At 70.9% G+C, this 19846-nt stretch carries 8 protein-coding genes and 1 tRNA gene; 6 read left to right on the forward strand and 3 right to left on the reverse strand.

Translation table 11 applies throughout. From position 1 onward, the window contains the following. Positions 1–65: 65 nt before the first annotated feature. From recD to recC, 3 genes are read right to left on the reverse strand one after another with little or no spacing between them, the layout of a single operon-like run. Positions 66–2039: an exodeoxyribonuclease V subunit alpha gene (gene recD, locus ACFCQI_RS13665; RefSeq protein WP_395117535.1), complete on the reverse strand. Its 1974-nt coding sequence runs from the start codon at positions 2037–2039 to the stop codon at positions 66–68. Continuing rightward, positions 2029–5685 (reverse strand): exodeoxyribonuclease V subunit beta, encoded by a 3657-nt coding sequence (gene recB / locus ACFCQI_RS13670; protein WP_395117536.1) that lies wholly within the window; start codon positions 5683–5685, stop codon positions 2029–2031. The genes recD and recB overlap by 11 nt, the downstream gene beginning before the upstream one ends. Further along, positions 5682–9224, reverse strand: a complete 3543-nt coding sequence (recC, locus tag ACFCQI_RS13675; protein ID WP_395117537.1) for an exodeoxyribonuclease V subunit gamma — start codon at positions 9222–9224, stop codon at positions 5682–5684. The genes recB and recC overlap by 4 nt, the downstream gene beginning before the upstream one ends. A 174-nt stretch (positions 9225–9398) precedes the next feature. Between recC and ACFCQI_RS13680 the strand changes: the two genes are divergently transcribed. From ACFCQI_RS13680 to ACFCQI_RS13705, 6 genes are all read left to right on the forward strand, one after another. Then, positions 9399–9821 (forward strand): YciI family protein, encoded by a 423-nt coding sequence (locus tag ACFCQI_RS13680; RefSeq protein WP_395117538.1) that lies wholly within the window; start codon positions 9399–9401, stop codon positions 9819–9821. 87 nt (positions 9822–9908) lie between these two features. Then, a complete protein-coding gene (locus ACFCQI_RS13685; RefSeq protein WP_395117539.1) occupies positions 9909–11168 on the forward strand; it encodes an RNA polymerase sigma factor in 1260 nt (419 codons plus the stop codon). A gap of 254 nt (positions 11169–11422) precedes the next feature. Then, positions 11423–15175 carry a diguanylate cyclase domain-containing protein gene (locus ACFCQI_RS13690; RefSeq protein ID WP_395117541.1) on the forward strand — a complete coding sequence of 1251 codons (3753 nt, stop codon included), beginning with the start codon at positions 11423–11425 and terminating at the stop codon, positions 15173–15175. Positions 15176–15353: 178 nt separating this feature from the next. Further along, positions 15354–19073, forward strand: a complete 3720-nt coding sequence (locus ACFCQI_RS13695; RefSeq protein ID WP_395117543.1) for an EAL domain-containing protein — start codon at positions 15354–15356, stop codon at positions 19071–19073. 147 nt (positions 19074–19220) lie between these two features. Next, positions 19221–19295: transfer RNA gene (locus ACFCQI_RS13700), tRNA-Val, on the forward strand. Positions 19296–19450: 155 nt separating this feature from the next. Then, on the forward strand, positions 19451–19792 hold the full coding sequence (locus ACFCQI_RS13705) for a lipid-A-disaccharide synthase N-terminal domain-containing protein (RefSeq protein ID WP_395117545.1): 342 nt from the start codon (positions 19451–19453) through the stop codon (positions 19790–19792). Positions 19793–19846 lie beyond the last annotated feature (54 nt).

Consider the following 19846-nt stretch of genomic DNA (forward strand, 5'->3'; position numbering starts at 1 on the left):
GACGAAGGGGCGGCAAGGAGGCTGCAAAGGGGGAGTGGCGGCAGGGAAGGGCCGCCGTGTGGCGGTCAGCCGGCGAGGTGCGCGGGGTTGTCGCGATCGCCGCCATCCTGCGCCAACCGCTCGGCCAGGCCGGAGTGGCGGCGGGTACGGCGCGCCACCGCGTCAGCGATGATCGCTTCGCTGCCGAGCAGGCTGAACCAGCGGCGGGCGCGGGTGATGCCGGTGTAGAGCAGTTCGCGGGTCAGCACCGGGTTCATGGCTGCAGGCAGCACCAGGGCGGCATGCTCGAACTCGGAGCCTTGCGATTTGTGCACGGTGAGCGCGTAGGCCGTTTCCACTTCGGGCAGGCGCGAGGGAGCGACCAGGCGCAGGCGCGTGCCGCCGCCTGCTGCCGCGGCGAGGAAGGCCACCGCCAGCCGGCTGCCGCCGCCGGCGACAGGCAGCCGCAGGCACAGCCCGATGTCGCCGTTCATCAGGCCCAGCGCGTAGTCGTTGCGGGTGACCATCACCGGGCGACCTTCGTACCAGCCGCTGCTGGCGTCGATCAATCCCTGCGCGTGCAGCGCTTCGGCGACGAGCTGGTTGAGCTTGTCCACACCATGCGGTCCGTGGCGCAGCGCGCACAGCAACTGAAATCGATTGAACGCCTGCAGGGCGCTGGTGGCCCAGTCCGCGTGGGCGTCGTCACCGGCGTCGGTGGCCGGGCGGCAGGAGTGCAAGGTATCGAGGTAGTGGCGGTAGCCGCAGGCGCCGCCGGGCGCCGCGGTGCCATGGATGACGAGCGCTTGCAGCGTGCCGACGTCGGCAGCGGGCAGCCAGGCGAGGTCGTCGCAAGGTGCGCCCAGCAGCGCCAATGTGGCGGCCGCATCACCCATGTTCACGTCCTGTGCCAGCCGGCCGATGCCGCTGGCGGCGCTGAAGCGATGGCTCACGCGCAGCATGGCGATGTGTTGATCCAGCGGCTGTGCATCGGCCTGCACGAAGTCGCCGATGTCGTCGCCGCTGGTGGCCGCGATCCACCGTGCGGTGGTGGCATCGTAATGACCACCGTCGGCACGCCGGCACAGGTCGCCCAGTACCGCGCCGGCCTCCACCGAGGCGAGCTGGTCCTTGTCGCCCAGCAGGATCAGCCGCGCCGACGCGGGCAGCGCGTCGAGCACGGCGGCCATCATGTCCAGGTCGATCATCGACGCCTCGTCGATCACCAGTACGTCCAGCGGCAGCGGGTTGGTGCGGTCGTGGCGGAAGCGCCGGGTATCGGGGCGGGCGCCCAGCAGGCGATGCAAGGTGGCCACCTCGGCGGGCACGGTGGCGCGCACGGCGTCGTCCACATCCAGTCGGGCGAGCTGAGCGCTGATCGATGCATTGAGCCGCGCCGCCGCCTTGCCGGTGGGTGCGGCGAGGCGGATGCGCAGTGCCGGCGCCTGTGCGCGCCATTGCAGGGTCTGCAGCAGCCCGAGCAGGCGCACCACGGTGGTGGTCTTGCCGGTACCGGGGCCACCGGTGATCACGCCGAAGCCGCTGCGCGCGGCCAGCGCACAGGCGATGCGCGGCCAGTCGAGTGTGTCGCCGGCAGCGGTCGGGAACAGTCGCGCCAGTTCCTCGGCCAGGTACGGCGAGGGCGGTTCCGCGCGCGCCACGCGGTCCAGGATGCCCTTCGCCACCTGGCGCTCGTGGTTCCAGTAACGGCGCAGGTAGAGTCGCCCGCCGTCGAGGACCAGCGGCGCACTGGCCGGTTCGCCACCGTCGCCGGCGGCGAGCAGCGAAGACGCGGGCGGGTCGTCGCGCAGCGTGTCGGCCAGTGCACGCCAGTCATCGGGCCAGTCCTGTTCGTTGGCCAGCGCGTCGAGTCCGGCTAGGTCGAGGCAGAGATGACCGTCGGCCAGTTGCCGGCTGAGCACCGCGGCCAGCCAGGCGAGTGCGGGTGCGATGTTCGGTTCCCGTTCGATCAGGAAGCGCGCGAAGGCCACGTCCAGCGGGCGCAGGCGCTGCTGTTGCAATGCGAGGTCGAGCAACGAGGAGAGCATGTCATGCCGCATGGGCGGTGCTCCCCGAGGCGAAGAGCTGGTCGAGGGCGTCGACCAGGGCGAACGGCAGCCGTTCGCGATGCACGCCGCGACCGCTGCCATCCACCCCGCGCAGGTAGAGGTAGAGCACGCCGCCCATGTGGGTGTCGTAGTCGTAGTCGGGCAGGCGCGCCCTGAGCTGGCGATGCAGCGCCAGTGTGTAGATGGCGTACTGCAGTTCGTAGCGGCTCTGCAGCACCGAGGTGCGCATGGCCTGATCGGTGTACGCGGCGGCGTCCTTGCCGAGGTAGTTGGATTTGTAGTCGGCCACGTACCAGCGGCCCTCGTGCTCGAACACCAGGTCGATGAAGCCCTTGAGCATGCCGTTGACGAGGTTGGGCGCCAGTGCGGGACGTGGTGCGCCATCCAGCGTGTGCGCGGTGACGAGGCGATCCAGCGCCTGCGCCTGCACGAGATTGGCCTCGAACCAGAACTCCAGTTCGGCTCGGTAATGCAGCGGATCGGCAAGCGCGGTCAGCGCCATGTGGGTGCCGCCAGGCAGCGGCAATGGCGTGCGCAGCAGCGCGGGCAGCCAGGCGGTGAGCGGTTCGATCCAGTGCTTCCAGCCGCGTGCCTGGCAGCGGCGGGCGAGGGTGTCGCGCAGCAGCGACGACGGTGCGGCGGCGCGTGCGAAACCTTCCTCGGCGCAGTGCTCCAGCAGTTCGTGCAGGAACGTGCCGGGCGCGGCGCCACGCTCGAAGCCGTGAATGCCCGGCGCGGATGCGGAGGCCTCGATGTCGGCTTCCGTCTGCACGGCTTCGGCCAGCGTGGCCTGGCTCGCGGTTTCCGGTGCGGCGTGCGGTGCGGTTTCGTCGTGCCGGGCCAGTGCGCTGTAGCTGGCGATCCACCACGGCGTGTGCGCGGGCAGCGTGCACTGGCGCGCGGGACGTGGCTGGCTGGTGTTGTCCTCGGGCTGGTAGCGCCGGGTTCCCGCGGCTTCGGGAAGGGTGACGAGCTGGATGGCGGACTGGCCCCGGGTCAGCGTTTGCAGCGTGGGCATCAGCTCGCCGGCCTCGATGATGTTGCCGCCGGCCAGCACGTAGCCGAAGGCGGATTTGTGCAGGCCGGAATCCTTCTTTGCGCCGTCCTTGAGGCAGCCCACGCCCAGCCAGCACAGATAGCGGCCGCGGGTGAGTGCGACGTAGAGCAGGCGCAGGTCTTCCTGCAGGCGCGCGATCTCGGCGGCTTGCCAGGCGTCATTGCCGGGGCGCAGGTCGAAGTGCGCCACGGCGTGTTCGTCGTGCCAGAGCAGCGGTTTCTTGCCGTCGGTTTCCCTGTAACCGCAGACAAAGGGCAGCAGCACCACCGGGTACTCCAGGCCCTTGGATTTGTGGATGGTCACCACCTTGATCAGGGCGGCTTCGCTTTCCAGTCGCACGATCTGTTCTTCAGGTGCCTCGCCACCGGCGGGGTTGGCAATCTGCGCGGCGAGGTGGCGGATCAGCGCGTGTTCGCCGTCCAACCCGGTAGCGGCTTGTTGCAGCAGCTCGGCCAGGTGCAGCAGGTTGGTGAGCGCGCGCTCGCCGCCATCGCGTGCGAGCAGGCGCGCGGGCACGCCGAAGCGGTGCAGCAGTTCGTGCAGCATGGCCAGCACGCCATGGCGTCGCCACAACGCATGCAGCTGGCGGAAGTGCTCGCCGCAGGCTTCCCAATGGGCCTCGTCGGTGTTCAGGCGATCCAGCTCGGCCAGGCTCTGGCCCATCATCGGCGTGGCCAGCGCGGTGCGCATGGCGCGGTCGTTGCCGGGGTTGGCACAGGCGGCGAGCCAGGTTTGCAGCTCCTTGGCCTCGCCGCTGGCGTAGACCGATTGCTTGTCCGAGAGGTACACGTGGGCGAGGCCGCGCGCGTGCAGCGCCGCGCGCATCGCGGCGGCATCGTTCCTGTCGCGCACCAGAATGGCGATGTCGCCGGGTCGCAACGGCGTGAGCCGGCCCTCCTCGCCGACGAAGCCGCAGCGGCCTTGCCGCGCGGCGGTGAGCCATTCCACCAGCTGCGCGGCGGCGTGGGCGGCAAGCGTCTCGCGATAGTCGCCGGCGCCGATGGTGATGGCGGACGTCTGGACGGCCATTTGCATGGCCGGCAGGTCGGCGCCGTCGAGTTGAAGCCGATCCTTGCGGCCCCTGGCGTTCACCGCGACGAAGGGAAGCTTTGCGCCGAAGCCGAAGGCGCCCGTGACGCGCCCGCTCGTGGCGTGCTGGTCGGCGAACTCGAAAACGTGGTTGACCGCCTTCACCAGCGCATCGGTGGAGCGGTAGTTGGTGTCCAGCGTCCAGTGCGGGCTGGCGGCCTTGTCGCGCGCGGCGAGGTAGGTGTGGATGTCGGCGCCGCGAAAGCCGTAGATCGCCTGCTTGGGGTCGCCGATCAGCAGCAGCGCCTTGCCTTCGGCGCCGTGGAAGACGCGCTGCAAGATGCGCCACTGCAGCGGGTCGGTGTCCTGGAACTCGTCCACCAGCGCCACCGGGTATTGCGTGGCGATCAGGCGCGCGAGGGTATCGCCGGTAGCTCCGCGCAGGGCGGCATCCAGGCGCTTGAGCATGTCGTCGTAGCCGAGCAAGGCCTGCTTGCGGCGGGCCTGGTCCGTGCGCTGCGCCACCCAGGGCGCCGCATGGGCGAGCAGCAGCGGCGGCAGCGACGCGGCCTGCCGGCGCGCGGCCAGCAGATGCTCGACCGCCGCAAAGGCGTCATGCGTGGGCGGCTGCTTGCCGGCCATCGTGCGCTCGGCGAAATAGGCCGGCGTGAAGCGCTCCAGCGTGGCGTCGTCGAGCGCGTTGCCCTGTGCCCAATCGAACATGCTGGCGAGATGGCCGGGCAAGCCACGGGCTTGCAGTCGGCGGCCGTCGAACACTTTGGTTTGCGAGGCCGCGAGAAGCAGCGCTTCAATGGCATCGGCGTGCTGCAGCCACAGGCTTCGCGCCTGCATCTCGGCGGTGTGCAGGGCCTTGGCCTGCGCGGTCAGCAGGTCGCCGGGATCGCGCAAGGCAGTCAGCGGCTGGCCGTCCAATTGCAGACGCTCGACGTGGGGCAGCAGCGGCTTCAGCGAAGCCTGCAGCGCGTCGGGCGTATCCCACGACTGCGCGTACAGCGCGGCAGCTTCGATGCCCAGCGTCAGCACATGGCCGCGCCAGTAGTCGCGCACGGCTTCGGCGAGCAGGTCCGCCTCGTCGGCCACGGCATCCGCGCTGGCCGTCTCGCCGCTGGCGAAAGCGTGCTGGGTGAGCATGCGCTGGCACCAGCCGTGAATGGTGAACACGGCGGCCTCGTCCATCCATTGCGCGGCGAGTTCCAGCTGGCGCGCGGCGCGGGCGCGCGGTTCGGCGCCGGGGTATCCGGCGATCAGCTCGCGCAGGAAATCATCCGGCGCGGCCTGGTCGCGGAAGGCGGCGGCAGCTTCGGCCAGGCGCGTGCGGATGCGCTCGCGCAGCTCGGCGGTGGCGGCCTTGGTGAATGTCATCACCAGGATCTGCGCGGGCAGTAGCGGCGCGCCCCCGCCGTGGCCAAGCACCAGGCGCAGGTACAGCGCGGCGATGGTCCAGGTCTTGCCGGTGCCGGCGCTGGCTTCGATCAGCTGGGTGCCGGTCAGCGGCAGGCGCAACGGGTTCAGGGCTTGCGCGGCGCTCATGCGGATTCTTCCATGACACGTGCGCCGTCCAGCAGGGGGCGGTACAGGTGCAGCCAGCGTTCGAAGCCGGCGTCGTGCAGGGTGGCGAAGTCGGGCCAGCGGCGGGCGAGGGCGGGTTCCTCGTCCACCTCGCCGTGGCCGTGCGGGCCATCGCTGTGGTCGTAGACCCTGCTGGCATGGACGAAGGGATCTTTCTGCTTGTCGGGGCCGGCCCCCTGGTTCGCGGCCTCGACCTGCAGCCAGGCGAAGGCGCTCTTGCGCACGATCGGCAGTGGCGTGGTCATGCCGGTGGCAAAGGCGGCGAGCAGGTCGTCGAGGTGGTGCTTTGCGGTGGCGACGTCCAGCGGCAGCAACTGCACCAGCGCGTCCGGTGCCACGATGCAGGTGGTGGCGGGCAGGGCGTTGGCGTTCGCCAGCAGGTGCGCGACCCAGTGGGCGAGCAGTTTGTCGTGGCGCAGCGCCTTCTTGTCCACGAGCTTGCTGGCCGTGGCGATGAGGCGGGTGAGATTGCCGTGCTCGTCCTTGCGCAGGTCGTCCAGGCTGTCTTCCACGATCAGGCCGTGCGCGGTGGCGCGCAGCAGGCAGGTGTCGCCGGTGCGCGGGTAGTGCGCGTCCAGTGCCTGCCAGCGCGTGGCGACGCGCTCGACGGCGGCTTCCATCGGCTCCAGCGTCAGCGCGCCGAAGCTGCCCGGCGGCAGCGCACCTTGCTCGTGCAGGCGTTGCATGGCTGGCGCCACCGCGTCGTGGCCGTCATGGATGGCGGTGCGCAGCAGGGCGTCGGTGAACTGGTGGTTCTCCAGATGATCCAGCGCGAAGGGCTCGTTGTCCGTGTCGACCTCATCGTCGCCGGCAAAGTGCACCCCGAGGCGTTCGGCATAGAACACCTTGGCGGGCGACTTGAGGAAGCGCTGCAGCAGGGCGAGGTTCAACGGCGTTTCGCGCTGCCAGGGCTGGAGCGGGGCGTCGCCGCCGGCCGGTGCGACCTGGCGTGCGCGCTGCCATTCGCCGGCATAGGTGAACAGTCGCGCATCGCTGGCGGTATCGAAATAGCTGGGACTGAAGGCTTGCAGCGGGTACTCGGTGGTGAGGGACAAAAGGGGGTCGGAGTCACTTTTCGTGGCGGCCGACGCTGGCGAGCGGTCATCGGAAAAGTCACTCTGCCCCTCTATTTTCCACCCCGCGGCGAGGTAGTCGCGCAATTGCCCCACCAGCACCGACGGCGGCAGCTCGCTGTTGTCGCGAGCGCTCTTGCCCACCCAGCTCACGTACAGTGCGTCGCGGGCGGCGAGCAGGGCTTCGAGGAAAAGGTAGCGATCGTCTTCGCGGCGGGAGCGGTCACCGGGGCGTGACTGGCCGGGCGTGGCCATCAGGTCGAAATCCGGCGCGTTGGTGCGGCGCGGGTAGGCATCGTCGTTCATGCCGAGCAGGCACACCACGCGGAAGGGAATGGCGCGCATCGGCATCAGGGTGGCAAAGCTCACCGCGCCGCCGAGGAAGCGTTGCGAAAGATGGCTTTCGTCCACCGCGCCCAGCCAGTATTCACGCACGACGGCGAGTGGCAGGGCGTGTCCGAAGCACGCCTCAAGGCAGGTTTGCTCCCATGTTTCCAGCGCATCGGCCAGACGTTGCAGCAGGATGGCGTCGCCGTCGTCGCGGCCGGCATCGAAGAACGCCGCGAGCAGGCCGCGCAGGCGATCGCCCCACGCCGCGGGCGTGGCCGGGGTGGCGAGCAGGCGGCCGTAGTGGTCGAGCTGATCCAGCAGTTGCGCCAGCGGGCCGACCAGGGCGGCGTCCAAGCCGGCCACTTCGCCGTAGGGGGCAATGCCGTCCAGTGATTCGCCATCGCCCACCGCGTAGCCCAGCAGCATGCGGCGCAGACCGAAGCGCCAGCTGTTCTGTTCCTCCGGCGGCAGGCCCAGGTTTTGCTTTTGCGCGCCGTCCAGGCCCCAGCGGATGCCGGTGCCTTCGATCCAGCGGCGCAACACGGGCAGGCCGGCCTCATCCAGCTGAAAACGGCAGCGCAGTGCGGGCGTGTCCAGCAGGTCGAAAATGTCGCCCGCGGCGTAGCGTGATTCGGACAGGCGCAGCAGTTGTTCCAGCGCCACCAGCAGGGGCGCGGTGCCGCGCGCGGGGCGGTCGGCGATGCTGCAGGGCATGTGGCGCGGGTCGTTCGGCGGCAGGCGGCCGAACACGGCCTGGATGTGCGGTGCGTAGGCGGCGATGTCGGGCACCATCACCATCACGTCGCGGGGCGCCAGCGGCTTGCCATCGCGCACGGCCTGCTCGAACCGGGCGAGCAGGTTGTCGTGCAGGATCTCCACTTCGCGCTGCGGGTTGTGCGCAACGTGGAAGCGCAGCGAGTCGTCGCCGGCGATCAGCTGCCGGCGTTGCGCGGGGTCGGCGGGCAGCGGCTCCAGGTCGAGGATCGCCTGCTGCACCTGGTGCAGCAGGGTGCCCGTGCCCGGATCGTCGAACAGGTCGATGTCGCGGCCCAGTGCGGCGAAGCGTGCGCGGTACGCGGCCGGCGCATCGAAGCTGTCCAGCAGGCGGATGTAGTCACGGCCCTGCTTGCCCCAGGCGGCCAGCAGCGGGTTGGCGTGCTGGTGCAGGTCTTCGAAGCGCGGTTCGGGCGGCAGGCCGGGCTTGCCGGCGTGGCGGCGCTGCGCCGCCTTGAGCAGCTCGCGATCCTCGATGATGTCGGCCCAGTAGTGGCGACACGGGTTGGCCACCACCAGCAGCACCTGGCTGAAACGGGCCAGCGCGGTGAGCGCCTCCAGCGTCTGCTGCGGCAGGGAGGAGATGCCGAACACCACGATGCGCCGCGGCAGCGCCGCCGGCCGTTCGGCTGCGGTGGCGAGGCGCTCGACGAAGCTGCGATGCACGGCGGCGCGATGCTGCCGGCGTTCGGCGGGACCGACGTCGTCCAGCAGCAGGCGCCACAATCGCGGTTGCCAGCGCTGGCTGGCCTCGATGGATGTGCGCCGGCCACGCAGGTCGTCGCGCAGCACGTCGTCGCCGTGTTCCCAGTCGTCCAGCCAGTCCGCGCGATAGACCTGGTACTGGTCGAACAGGTCGGCGACCTGCGCGGCGAGCTGGTACTGGCGCAAGCCGTCGGCTTCGGCGTGTCCGGCCAGCAGGTAATCGCGCAACGGGCCGAAGTCGGGGTCGTCCACGTGCTGCGGAATCAGCCGCAGCAGCCGCCAGGTCAGCCGCGACTTGTCGAACGGCGAGGTGGTGGCCACCGCCTCGCGGCCCAGCACCGCGCGATAGGCGGTCCACAGGAACCGCCCGGGCAACTGCATGTCGATCGCCGCGCTGATGCCCAGCCCGCCATCCGCCGGTGCGCGGGCCAGCGCCAGCTTCAGCCACTGCGCGATGCCGTTGCTCTGCACCAGCATCAGCTCGTCTTCCAGCGGCCGCAGCGGCGTGCGTGCCAGCCAGGTGGCGAGCAGATCGCGCAGGTCTTCCAGGCGGTTGCCGTGCAGCACCATCAGGCCCGCTTCGATCGAACTCCCGGCAGAGATCGTGGCGGTGCTCACCGGGGGCGTGGCTCGTGTGCGCTCATGCGGCGATTGTCTCCAAGTGGAGCGGCATTGTCGCCCGTCCGGGTCTCGACGCCTGCGACGGGTGGGCCGTGTCGATCCGCAGCGCGCTGGTTCGTCGGTGAAGTGAAGCCGGCGCACGGTGATCCGGCCCCACGGGAGATACTTGCGATGCGATGCATGGTGATAGTCAAGGCCACCGCCGAATCGGAAGCCGGCGTGATGCCGAGCCAGGAGTTGCTGGCTGCGATGGGCAAGTTCAACGAGGAGCTGGTCAAGGCCGGCGTGATGCTTGCCGGCGAAGGGTTGGCGCCCAGCGCGCGCGGTGCGCGGGTGACGTTCTCGGGCAGGCAGCGCCATGTCGTCGACGGGCCGTTCGCCGAGACCAAGGAGCTGGTCGCCGGCTTCTGGCTGTGGCAGGTGAAATCGCTCGACGAGGCGATCGCCTGGGTGCGGCGTTGCCCCAATCCGATGGAGGGCGAGTCGGTGATCGAGATCCGCCCGGTGTTCGAGGCGGAGGATTTCGGCGAGGCGTTCACGCCCGAGCTGCGCGAGCAGGAAGCCCGCCTGCGCGCGCAACTGGGCCGCGAGTAGGGCGGGCACCGCCCGCCAGCGCGACGGGCGGCAGCCCCCACCAACGGCGCTTGCGCCCGCCGCGGACCGGTGCTGTGATCGGCGGTCATGAGCATGACCGACACCCATCGCACCATCGACGCGGTCTGGCGCATCGAATCGGCCCGGCTGATCGCCGGCCTCGCGCGGATGCTGCGCGATGTCGGGCTGGCCGAGGAACTGGCGCAGGACGCGCTGGTGACGGCGCTGGAACAGTGGCCGCAAACCGGCGTGCCGGACAACCCCGGCGCCTGGCTGATGACCACCGCCAAGCGCCGTGCCATCGATCGCCTGCGCCGGCACAAGCTGGTCGAACGCAAGCACGAGCAACTTGTGCACGAATGGGATCGCGAGCACGAATCCGCCGAGGCCGTCGCCGAACGCACGCTGGACGACCCGTTCGGCGACGATCTGCTGCGGCTGATCTTCACCGCCTGCCACCCGCTGCTCTCGATGGAGGCACGGGTGGCGCTGACCCTGCGCCTGCTCGGCGGGCTGGGCACGGACGAGATCGCGCGCGCCTTCCTGGTGCCGGAGGCAACGATTGCCCAGCGCATCGTGCGGGCCAAGCGCAGCCTGGCCAAGTCGGACGTGGCCTACGAGGTGCCGCGCGGCGACGAGCTGGCTGAGCGGCTGGCCGCCGTGCTCGGGGTGATCTACCTGATCTTCAACGAGGGCTATGCGGCCACCACCGGCGACGACTGGATGCGCCCGGGCCTGTGCGAGGACGCGCTGCGCCTGGGCCGCGTGCTGGCCGGGTTGATGCCGCGCGAGCCGGAGGTGCATGGGCTGGTGGCGTTGATGGAGATCCAGGCCTCGCGCGCCCGCGCGCGCACCGATGCGCGCGGCGAGCCGATCCTGCTGCTCGACCAGGACCGCGCGCTGTGGGATCGCCTGCTGATCGGCCGTGGGCTCGCCGCGCTGGAACAGGCGCGCCGGTTGGGCGGCGAGCTGGGCCCGTACGCCCTGCAGGCGGCGGTGGCGGCCTGCCACGCGCGCGCCGCCACGGCCGCGGAAACCGACTGGTCGCGGATCGCCGCGCTGTACGCCGTGCTGGCCCGGGTCGCGCCCTCGCCGGTGGTGGAGCTCAACCGCGCGGTGGCGGTGGGCATGGCCAGCGGTGCGGCCGAGGGCCTGGCCCTGGTCGATGCGCTGGGCGACGAGCCGAGCCTGCGCCATTACCACCTGCTGCCCGCCGTGCGCGGCGATCTGCTGGCGCGGCTGGGGCGCGGCGAGGAGGCGAGCCGGGAGTTCGAGCGCGCCGCCACGCTGACCCGCAACCGTCGCGAGCAGGCCATGATGCGCGAGCGGGCGCGTGCCTGCCGGTAGCGGCGCTGATCGGCCCGTTCTGACCCAAACGGCATGGATTTCCCCGGCCGCTGTCCGGCGGCATGGCGCGGGAATGCGGGCGATGCCTGCAGGCAAGGGGTTTCCGTGGTGCGGTTGCGGTGGCGTGGAACTTGCTTCTACTGCGCCGTGAACCGGTTTCCGGCGGGCTCTCGGTGGGGCGCAGCGCCTGGCTGCCGCCCGTCTTTCGGCCATCGGCCGGCTGAGCGGGGCGTCGGAGAGGATATTTGGGGGGAATGATCGGCATGGCGGTGCAGGGGCAGGATCGGCAGGATGGCGAACTTCGCGAGCGCTTCTACCAGAGCGTGGCGGAGACGCTTACCCTGCTGCACCCGGCCGCCGGCTACGATCGCCGCCGCGCCCTGCTCGAAGTGGCCACCACCGTGGTCAGCACGATGGATCTGCCGCTGGTGTGGATCGGCCGGCGCGAACTGGGCCAATCCACGCTCGAGCTGATCGCCGCCGGCCCCGCCGCGGAGTACGCCAGCGTGTGGCCGGTCAGCGACGATCCGCGCGAACCGGGCGGCCGCGGCCCGGCCGGAGCCGCCTTGCGCGACGGCCGTCCGCAGCTGGCCTCGATCGACTCGCCCGGGGACGCGGACTGGCAGGGCTCGGCCCATGCCTACGGCCTGGACTCGGTCATCGTGGCCGCCGCCGGCACCGCCGACGGTGGCCAGTTGGCACTGGCCGCGTACTCGCGCCGCGGCGGGCCCGCGCTCACCGACGAACTGCTCGACTGGGCGCAGCGCCTGGCCGACGAGCTGGCCCGGTTCTGGGACGACCAGGCGCAACTGGAACGCAACCTGCGGCTGGGCCGTTTCCGCGATGCGCATCGCACGATCCAGCGCGCGCTGCTGGCGCACCCCGAGCCGGCGGCGATCTACATGACGCTGGCCAATGCACTGGTCAAGGACGCCGCGGCCAGTGCGGTGATGGTTTATGTGCCCGAGGGCGAGGTGTTGCGCCGGGAAGTGGGTGCCGGGCCGCTGGTCGAGCGGCTGGCGACGCTGCCCGAACCGCCGCGACAGGTCGACGAACCGCCGATGCCGGTAGCCACCCAGGCGTGGATGGAGGGTGAACCGGTGGTGCGGCTGCGCCCGTCGGCGTGGCCCGACGTGTCGCTCGTGTGGCACGGCGAGTCGCTGGGCGAGGTGGCGGCGATCGGTTGCTGGCCGATCTTCCAGACGCTGCCCCGCGACAGCGGTGTCGAGTACCACGCCGCCGCCGTGTTGTTGCTGGCGGCGGCCGAGATCGACGCGTTCGATGCCGACCTGTGGCGCCTGCTCGACGAGATTTCCGACACCGTCGGCCTGGCGCTGCGCCAGTACTCGCAGCGCCAGGCCCTGTTCCGCGAACAGGAGCGGCAGACCTACCTGGCGCTGCACGACGCACTGACCGACCTGCCCAACCGGCGCGCACTCGATTACCACCTCGAACGCGCGCTGGCGCGGGCGGCCCGGCACCACCATCTGGTGGCGGTGGGCATGCTCGACCTGGACGACCTCAAGCCGATCAACGACCGCCACGGCCACGCCGCCGGCGACCGTGTGCTGGTCGAGGTGGCACATCGCCTGCACGACGCACTGCGCTCGGAGGATTCGGTGGCGCGCGTGGGCGGTGACGAATTCGTGCTGGTGCTGGAGGACCTCGCCAGCGAGGACGACCTGGCCATGCTGCTGGAGCGGCTGTGGCAATCGCTGCAGCAGCCGATCGCGCTGGGCGGACAGAACAACATCGACATCACCGTCAGCCTGGGCGTGGCCTTGTATCCGACCCACGCGCAGGACAGCGGCGAGCAACTGCTGCGGCTGGCCGACCAGGCGATGTACCAGGTCAAGGCACACAAACAGCAGCGCGCCAACTGGTGGGCGCTGGCGCGCAGCGAAGGCGCCCCCGTTGCGGCGGCGGGCGATGAGGCCGGCATCGCCGAGGCGCATGGCCCGCAGGCGGCCGCGGTGCTGCGCGCGTGTGCCGAGGTCTGGCAGGCGCAACTGCCGGTGGTGGCGCAGCGCTTCCATGCCGCCCTCGGCGCCCATGAAGGCATCGCCGGCCTGCTGGCGAGTTTTCCCGCGTCGGCGCGGGAGGCGTTCGAGGAACGCCTGGCGCGCCATCTGCAAACCCTGTGTTATCCCGAGCTGGAAGAAGCCGGCCAGCGCGCAGGCGCGATCCGCGCCGGTATCTGCCAGGCCGCGTGCGGGCTGGAAGAAGCGTGGCTGGCCGAGGCGATCGAGCAATTGCGCGGGATCCTCGCCGGCACCCTGGGACGCGGTCCGCGCGCCCAGCGCGATGCGCTGGCGATCGTGCTGCAGCGACTGGCGATGGACCAGCAATGGCAGCTGGAAAGCATGCGCGACCTGCAGCGCCGGCGTGACGCGGCGCTGGCGAAGATCCACGCCGCGGCGTGGTCGGCGCACGACAGCCTGGACCTGCTCGAAGACGTCGTGCAGGTGCTGGCGGCGCACGAGGAACTGGTCGTCTGCGCCGCCGGTCGCCCGGATGCCTCCGGCGACATGGTCAGCGAGCTGGTGGCCGGCGCGGTGCCGGCCGAATACCTGCGCATTACCAACCACGGCGTGGCGCCGCCGCTGCAGGTCGATCGCGCCGCGGCACGGGCGGAAGAACCGCTGCGCCGCGCCTGGCAAAGCGGTGCCGTCGAACGCAGCGCGCACTACGGCAGCGATCCGGTGATGGCCTTGTGGCGCGACACCGCCGAACGCCACGGCATCGTTTCGCAGGTCGCGGTGCCGCTGTGCCTGGCCCCGGGCCGGCCGGTGGCGCTGCTGGCGCTGTACAGCGGTTATGCCGGCGGCTTTCGCAGCGAGCACCAGCGCGCGTTCATCGCGCAGATCAAGCAGGTACTGGAACTGGCGCTGCTGCGCATGGCGCCGCAACGCCAGTTGGCGACCCTGCTGCCGGCCTTCGTGCGCCAGCGCTGGCGCAGCCTGCTGGCCGGCGGTGCGCTGCGCATGCACTACCAGCCGATGGTGCGCCTGGCCGACAACCAGATCGCCGGCTTCGAGGCGCTGGCGCGGCTGCGCGACGCCGGCGGCCTGCAGCTGCCGGCCAGTTTCATGCCGGCGCTCGGTGCGGCAGGGCTGATGCGGCTGTTCCGCGACGGCATCATCCAGGCGGTGGCGCGGCAGCAGTCGCTGGCACGCAGCGGGCTGGCGCTGGGCATGTCGGTCAACGTGCCGGTGGCGGCGCTGCGCGATGCCCGCTACGCGCGCACGGTCGAGACCATCCTGCAGGCCAGCGGCTGCCCGCCCGACGCGCTGCGTTTCGAGGCTTTCGAGAACGCCAGCGGCATCGGCTGCTGGGCGTTGCTGGCCGAAACCGGCGTGCAGTCGCTGAAGTCGATCGAGCACCACGCGCCGGGCGACGACCGCGCGCTCAGCCGCAACCTGGTGGCGCGGCTGAGCCAGTCGCCGTTCGACCGCATCAAGGTCGACCACGCCATCATCGGCCAGGTCCGGTTCGACCCGCTGGGCACCCTGCGCGCGCTGCGCCAGTTGATCCGGGTCAGCCACGACCTGGGTCTGGAGGTGGTCGTCGAAGGCCTGGAATCGGCCGGCATGCTGGAGGCCGCCGCGATCCTCGGCGCGGATTTCGGCCAGGGCTTTGCGCTGGCCCACCCGATGCCGGCGGAGGCGTTGCCCGGGTGGCTGGGGACCGTCCGTCCTCCGCGGCCGGGCGCATCGCCGCGCCATGCGCTCGGCGCGCTGGCCAGCGCGCTGCGTTGGGAGGAGCGTTTCGCCGCGTTGTTCGACGTGCCCGATGCGCTGCGTCGCCACGTCCATGCCGGCGGCGGCGTCGGGGACTGGCTGCGCACCGCCGAGGGCGTCGGCGCGCCGTTGCGGCTGGCCTGGCGCGAGATGCTCGACGGCGCCGCCGCGGGGCCGTTCGACCCCGGCCACGGCCGGCGCCGCGACCGGCTGTTCGCGCTGCTGGTCGAGCACGCGCTGGCCGAGGAGCAGGCCCCGGCCCGTTGACCGGCGCGGGCCGATCTGCACAAGCGCAAGTTGATGCGGCGACGGACCGATTTCCGGTAGGCTGATGATCGTTGCACCGAATCACCCACGACTGCCGCTTTGCCGGTGACTCCCGGCTTGTGCGGCAGGCAAACGCGCCGACACGATCCACGACGACGAGGAGCCGCCGAGGGAGTCCATGCCGAACCGAGCTGCCGTGCCCGGCGAACTGCGCGAGCGCTTCTATCGAAGCGTGGCGGAAACCTTGAGCCTGTTGCATGCCGCTCCCGGTCACGATCGCCGCCGGGCACTGCTGGAAGTCAGCCGCATCCTTGCTGCCACCATGAAGCTGCCGTTGGTGTGGATCGGCAGGCGCGAGAGCAACATGCACGCGGTCGAGGTGCTGGCCGCCGCGGGGCCGGCGCAGGCCTATGCCGAGACCCTGCGCTTGAGCGACGCGATGGACGAGCCCGGCGGCCGCGGCCCGGTCGGCATCGTGCTGCGCGAGGAGCGCGCCCGCGTCACCCCGGTGGCCTCCGCCGAGTTTGCGCACTGGCGCGCCGCCGCCCGCCAGCACGGCTTCGGTGCCTGCATCGTGGCCGCCTCGCGTACCCGCGACGGCGGCCAGCTGGTGCTGGCCTCGTACTCGCGCGAGGGCGGCCCGGCGCTTGGCGAGGAGCTGCTGGACTGGGCCCAGCGCCTGGTCGACGAGCTGAGCCGGTTCTGGGACCACCAGATGCTGCTCGAACGCAGCATCCGCATGAGCCGTTACCGCGATGCGCAACGCACGATCCAGCGCGCGTTGCTGGAGCAACCCGACCCGGACGCGATCTATCCCACGCTGGCGCGTGCGCTGGCGGACATCGCCGGCGCTGCGGCGGTCGACGTGTTCGCCGCCGTGGAGGGCCAGGACACCTTGCGCCGGGTGGCCCTGGTCGGGCCGATCGCCGAGGTGATGCTGACCTTGCCGATGCCGCCGCGGCACCAGGACGGCCCGCGCACCATCGCGCCTACCCAGGCGTTCATGCAGGGCACGCCGGTCATCCGGCGCAAACCCACGGCAGGCACGCCGAGCGACAACCCCTGGCGCCCCGAGCTGAGCGAGCACGCCAGTGCGGTCGGCTGCTGGCCATTGTTTGCCGGGCCCGTCGATGGCACCGACCCGAATGCGCGCACGCCGACCGGTGTATTCGTTGTGGTGACCGCCGAACCCGATGCGTTCGACGAGGAGATGTGCCGGTTGCTCGACGAGATCGCCGACGCCGCCGGGCTCGCCCTGCGCCAGCATGCGCAGCGCCACGCCCTGCGCCAGGAGCAGGAGCGGCAGACGTACCTCGCCTCGCACGACGACCTCACCGACCTGCCCAACCGGCGCGCGCTGGATCGCCATCTGGACGCGGTGCTGGCCAGCGCGCGGCGGCAGGGGCGGCGGGTCGCGGTCGGTCTGCTCGACCTGGACGATCTCAAACCGATCAACGATCGCCACGGCCACGCGGTGGGCGACCGCGTGCTGGCCGAGGTGGCCGAGCGGCTGCGCCTGCTGCTGCGCGGCGGCGACTACGTGGCGCGCTTCGGCGGCGACGAGTTCGTGCTGGTGTTCGACGACTTGCAGCACGAGAGCGACCTGGACGACCTGCTGGAACGGATCGGTGCCGCGTTGCTGCAACCGGTGCCCATCGACGGCCGGCTGCTGCCGATCGGCGCCAGCCTGGGCATCGCCACCTATGCCAGCGACGGCCATGCCAGTGGCGAGCAGTTGCTGCGCCTGGCCGACCAGGCGATGTACCAGGTCAAGGCGCGCAAGCGCCATCGCACGCGCTGGTGGGCGATGGCGCGCTCCGACGGCGCGCTGGCCACGGTGGAACCGGAAGGGCCGGTCGCACCCTACGGCGAGCAGGCCACCATGTTGCTGCGGGCCTGCCGCGACAGCTGGCAGCCGCGGCTGCAGGCGGTGGTGGAGAGTTTCTGCGCGGCGCTGCTCCAGCACGAAGGCATCGGCACGCTGCTGCGCGCGTTGCCGGACGGCGAGTACCGCGCGCTCAAGCTGCACATGCTGGCGCATCTGCAGGTGCTGGCCCGCGCGGACCTGGACCTGGCCGCCCACCGCAAGCGCGCCACGCGCACCGGCCTGTTCCACGCCGCCTGCGGGCTGGAGGAAGTGTGGCTGCTGGAGGCGATCGAGCAACTGCGCGACAACCTGGTCACGGTGCTGGCCTCGGCCGACCGCCGCGCGCTGGACGTGGTGCTGCAACGGCTGGATGCCGAGCGGCAATGGCAGCTTGAAAGCATGCGCGCGCTGCAACGCCGGCGCATGGCGCTGCTGGCCCGGCTCAATGCGCTGGCGTGGTCGGCCGAGGGCTATCTTGGCCTGATCCAGGGCGTGGTCGACATCCTCGCCTCGCACCAGGAATTTGCCGCCTGCGCGGTGGGGCGCCCGGACGATTCCGGCCGGCTGACCTACGAGGCGGTGGCGGGCAATGCGTTTGCGGCCTACCTGCGCGCGCTGAGCGCGGGCGAGGCATTGCCGATCCGCGTCGATCCCGATCACCCGGAGGGCGGCGGACCGAGCGGGCGCGCCTGGCGCACGGTCAGCATCCAGCGCTGCGTGCATTTCGGCAGCGATCCGGCCATGGCTAGCTGGCGCGACATGGCGCTCGGGCTCGGGGTGGTCTCCAGCGTTTCGATCCCGCTGTGTCCGTCGCGCGACAACCCGGTGGTGGTGCTGTCGCTGTACAGCCCGTATGCCGGCGGCTTGCAGAGCGAGGATCAACGTGCCTTCGTGGAGCAGGTCAAGTCGGTGCTGGACCTTGCGCTGGCGCGGCTGTCGCCACCGCGGCAGGGCGCCGAATTGCTGCCGTTCTTCGTGCGCGAGCGCTGGCGCGCGCGGATCGCCACCGATGCCTTGCAGATGCACTACCAGCCGCTGATCCGGCTGGCCGACGGCGCGGTCACCGAGTTCGAGGCGCTGGCGCGCTTGCGCGACGTGGACGACCAGTTGCTGGCGCCCGGCCGCTTCCTGCCCGCGCTGGATGCCGATGACCTGATCGTGCTGTTCCGGCATGGCCTGGCGCTGGCCACCGCCTGCCGGCAATCGCTGTGCGGTGCGGGCCACCCGCTGGACATGTCGGTGAACGTGCCGGCGGCGGCGCTGGAAGATCCCCGCTACGGCGCGGCTGCCGCCGCGGTCCTCGCCGACAGCGGTTGCCCGCCCGCGGCGCTGCTGCTGGAGATCCTCGAATCCCCGCTGGCCAGCGAACACCCCGGCTCGCTGGACGAGCCGGGCATGCAATCGCTGAAGGCGCTGGGCGTTCGGCTGGTCGAGGACGACCTCGGTGCCGGCTACAGCTCGCTGATCCGGCTGCGCCAATGGCCGTTCGACCGCATCAAGATCGACCAGGCGATCGTGCTGCAGGCCCGGCGCGACCCCTTGAACACGCTGCGTTTCATCCGCCAGCTGATACGCATCGGCAACGACCTGCGGCTGGAGGTCGTGGTGGAAGGGCTGGAAACGCCCGACCTGATCGAGGCGGCCTCGCTGCTGGGTGCCGATTTCGGCCAGGGCTACGCACTGGCCCGGCCGATGCCGGCCGAGGCGCTGCAAGGCTGGCTGCGCGCGCATCGCCCCGCTCCGCGGGCGCAAGTCCCGCTCACCAGTCTCGGCGCGCTGGCCAGCGAGTTGCTGTGGGAGGAACAATTCGTCGCGCTGCCGGCCGAGTCCGCGTTCTGGGCCACCCACAGCGGACGCACCTGCGGCCCCGGCGAATACTTCCACCTGGCCGATCTCGACGACAGCCTGGGCGCCAGCCACCACGCCATGCACGTAGCCGCGCTGAAAGGCCCGCAAGACCCGCACTACCGCCGCCTGCGCGAAACGTTTCTGGCCGCACTGGTCGCCCACGTGCTCGAATCGTCGGGCTGATCGTGCCGGGGCAGGCGAGATCCGTGTTGCTTGCCCGGCCCAGCCATTGATCACCGGGCGCCGGCCATCCCAGCGTCGGCGCCGCGCCGGAGGTCGCGCGATGGTTGACCGGCTCGGCATGTATCCCTAAAATTGCGCGTTCTCGGCGGGCGATTAGCTCAGCGGTAGAGCACTGCCTTCACACGGCAGGTGTCGCAAGTTCGATCCTTGCATCGCCCACCATACAGAATCGCGAAAAGGCCACCCAGCGGGTGGCCTTTTTCGTGTTCGCGGCGAAGGAGACGGCCTTGCCGGTCGCCGCCGGCTGCGGCGGCGTGCAAGGGGCGATGGTGGCGAATTGCTAGACTTGGCGCCTTTCCCGACGCAAGCGCACGCTCATGGCATTCCTCGACACCGAACTGGTTCGTATCCTTCACGCGCTGCAGCAGTTCGAGCTGACGCCGTGGAAGATCGTCGGCTTCGCCGGCACGCTGATGTTCACCAGCCGCTGGTTCGTCCAGCTCTACTACACGCGCAAGTACAAGCGCGTGGTGATGCCGCTGGCGTTCTGGTGGCTGTCGGTGTGCGGCAGCGTGTTGCTGCTGGCGTACTTCGTGTTCGGCAAGAACGACTCGGTGGGCATCCTCTCCAACTTCTTCCCGGTGTTCGTGTCGGTCTACAACCTGGTCGTGCACCTCCGCCATCGAAAGAACGGCATGACCGGCGACGCCACCGCTTGAGTTGACGCAGGGCGGGCCCTGCCCGCCGCCAGTGCCCGCCCTGCCCGGGCGATC

Origin of the sequence: Rhodanobacter sp. FW102-FHT14D06 (assembly GCF_043950705.1) — a bacterium.
GTDB lineage: Bacteria > Pseudomonadota > Gammaproteobacteria > Xanthomonadales > Rhodanobacteraceae > Rhodanobacter.

Bases quoted from the DNA above. Each gene is read 5' to 3' on its own strand.
- recD (WP_395117535.1), bottom strand. From the start codon at position 2,039: ATGCGGCATGACATGCTCTCCTCGTTGCTCGACCTCGCATTGCAACAG.
- recB (WP_395117536.1), bottom strand. From the start codon at position 5,685: ATGAGCGCCGCGCAAGCCCTGAACCCGTTGCGCCTGCCGCTGACCGGC.
- ACFCQI_RS13680 (WP_395117538.1), top strand. From the start codon at position 9,399: ATGCGATGCATGGTGATAGTCAAGGCCACCGCCGAATCGGAAGCCGGC.
- ACFCQI_RS13685 (WP_395117539.1), top strand. From the start codon at position 9,909: ATGAGCATGACCGACACCCATCGCACCATCGACGCGGTCTGGCGCATC.
- ACFCQI_RS13690 (WP_395117541.1), top strand. From the start codon at position 11,423: ATGATCGGCATGGCGGTGCAGGGGCAGGATCGGCAGGATGGCGAACTT.
- ACFCQI_RS13695 (WP_395117543.1), top strand. From the start codon at position 15,354: ATGCCGAACCGAGCTGCCGTGCCCGGCGAACTGCGCGAGCGCTTCTAT.
- ACFCQI_RS13705 (WP_395117545.1), top strand. From the start codon at position 19,451: ATGGCATTCCTCGACACCGAACTGGTTCGTATCCTTCACGCGCTGCAG.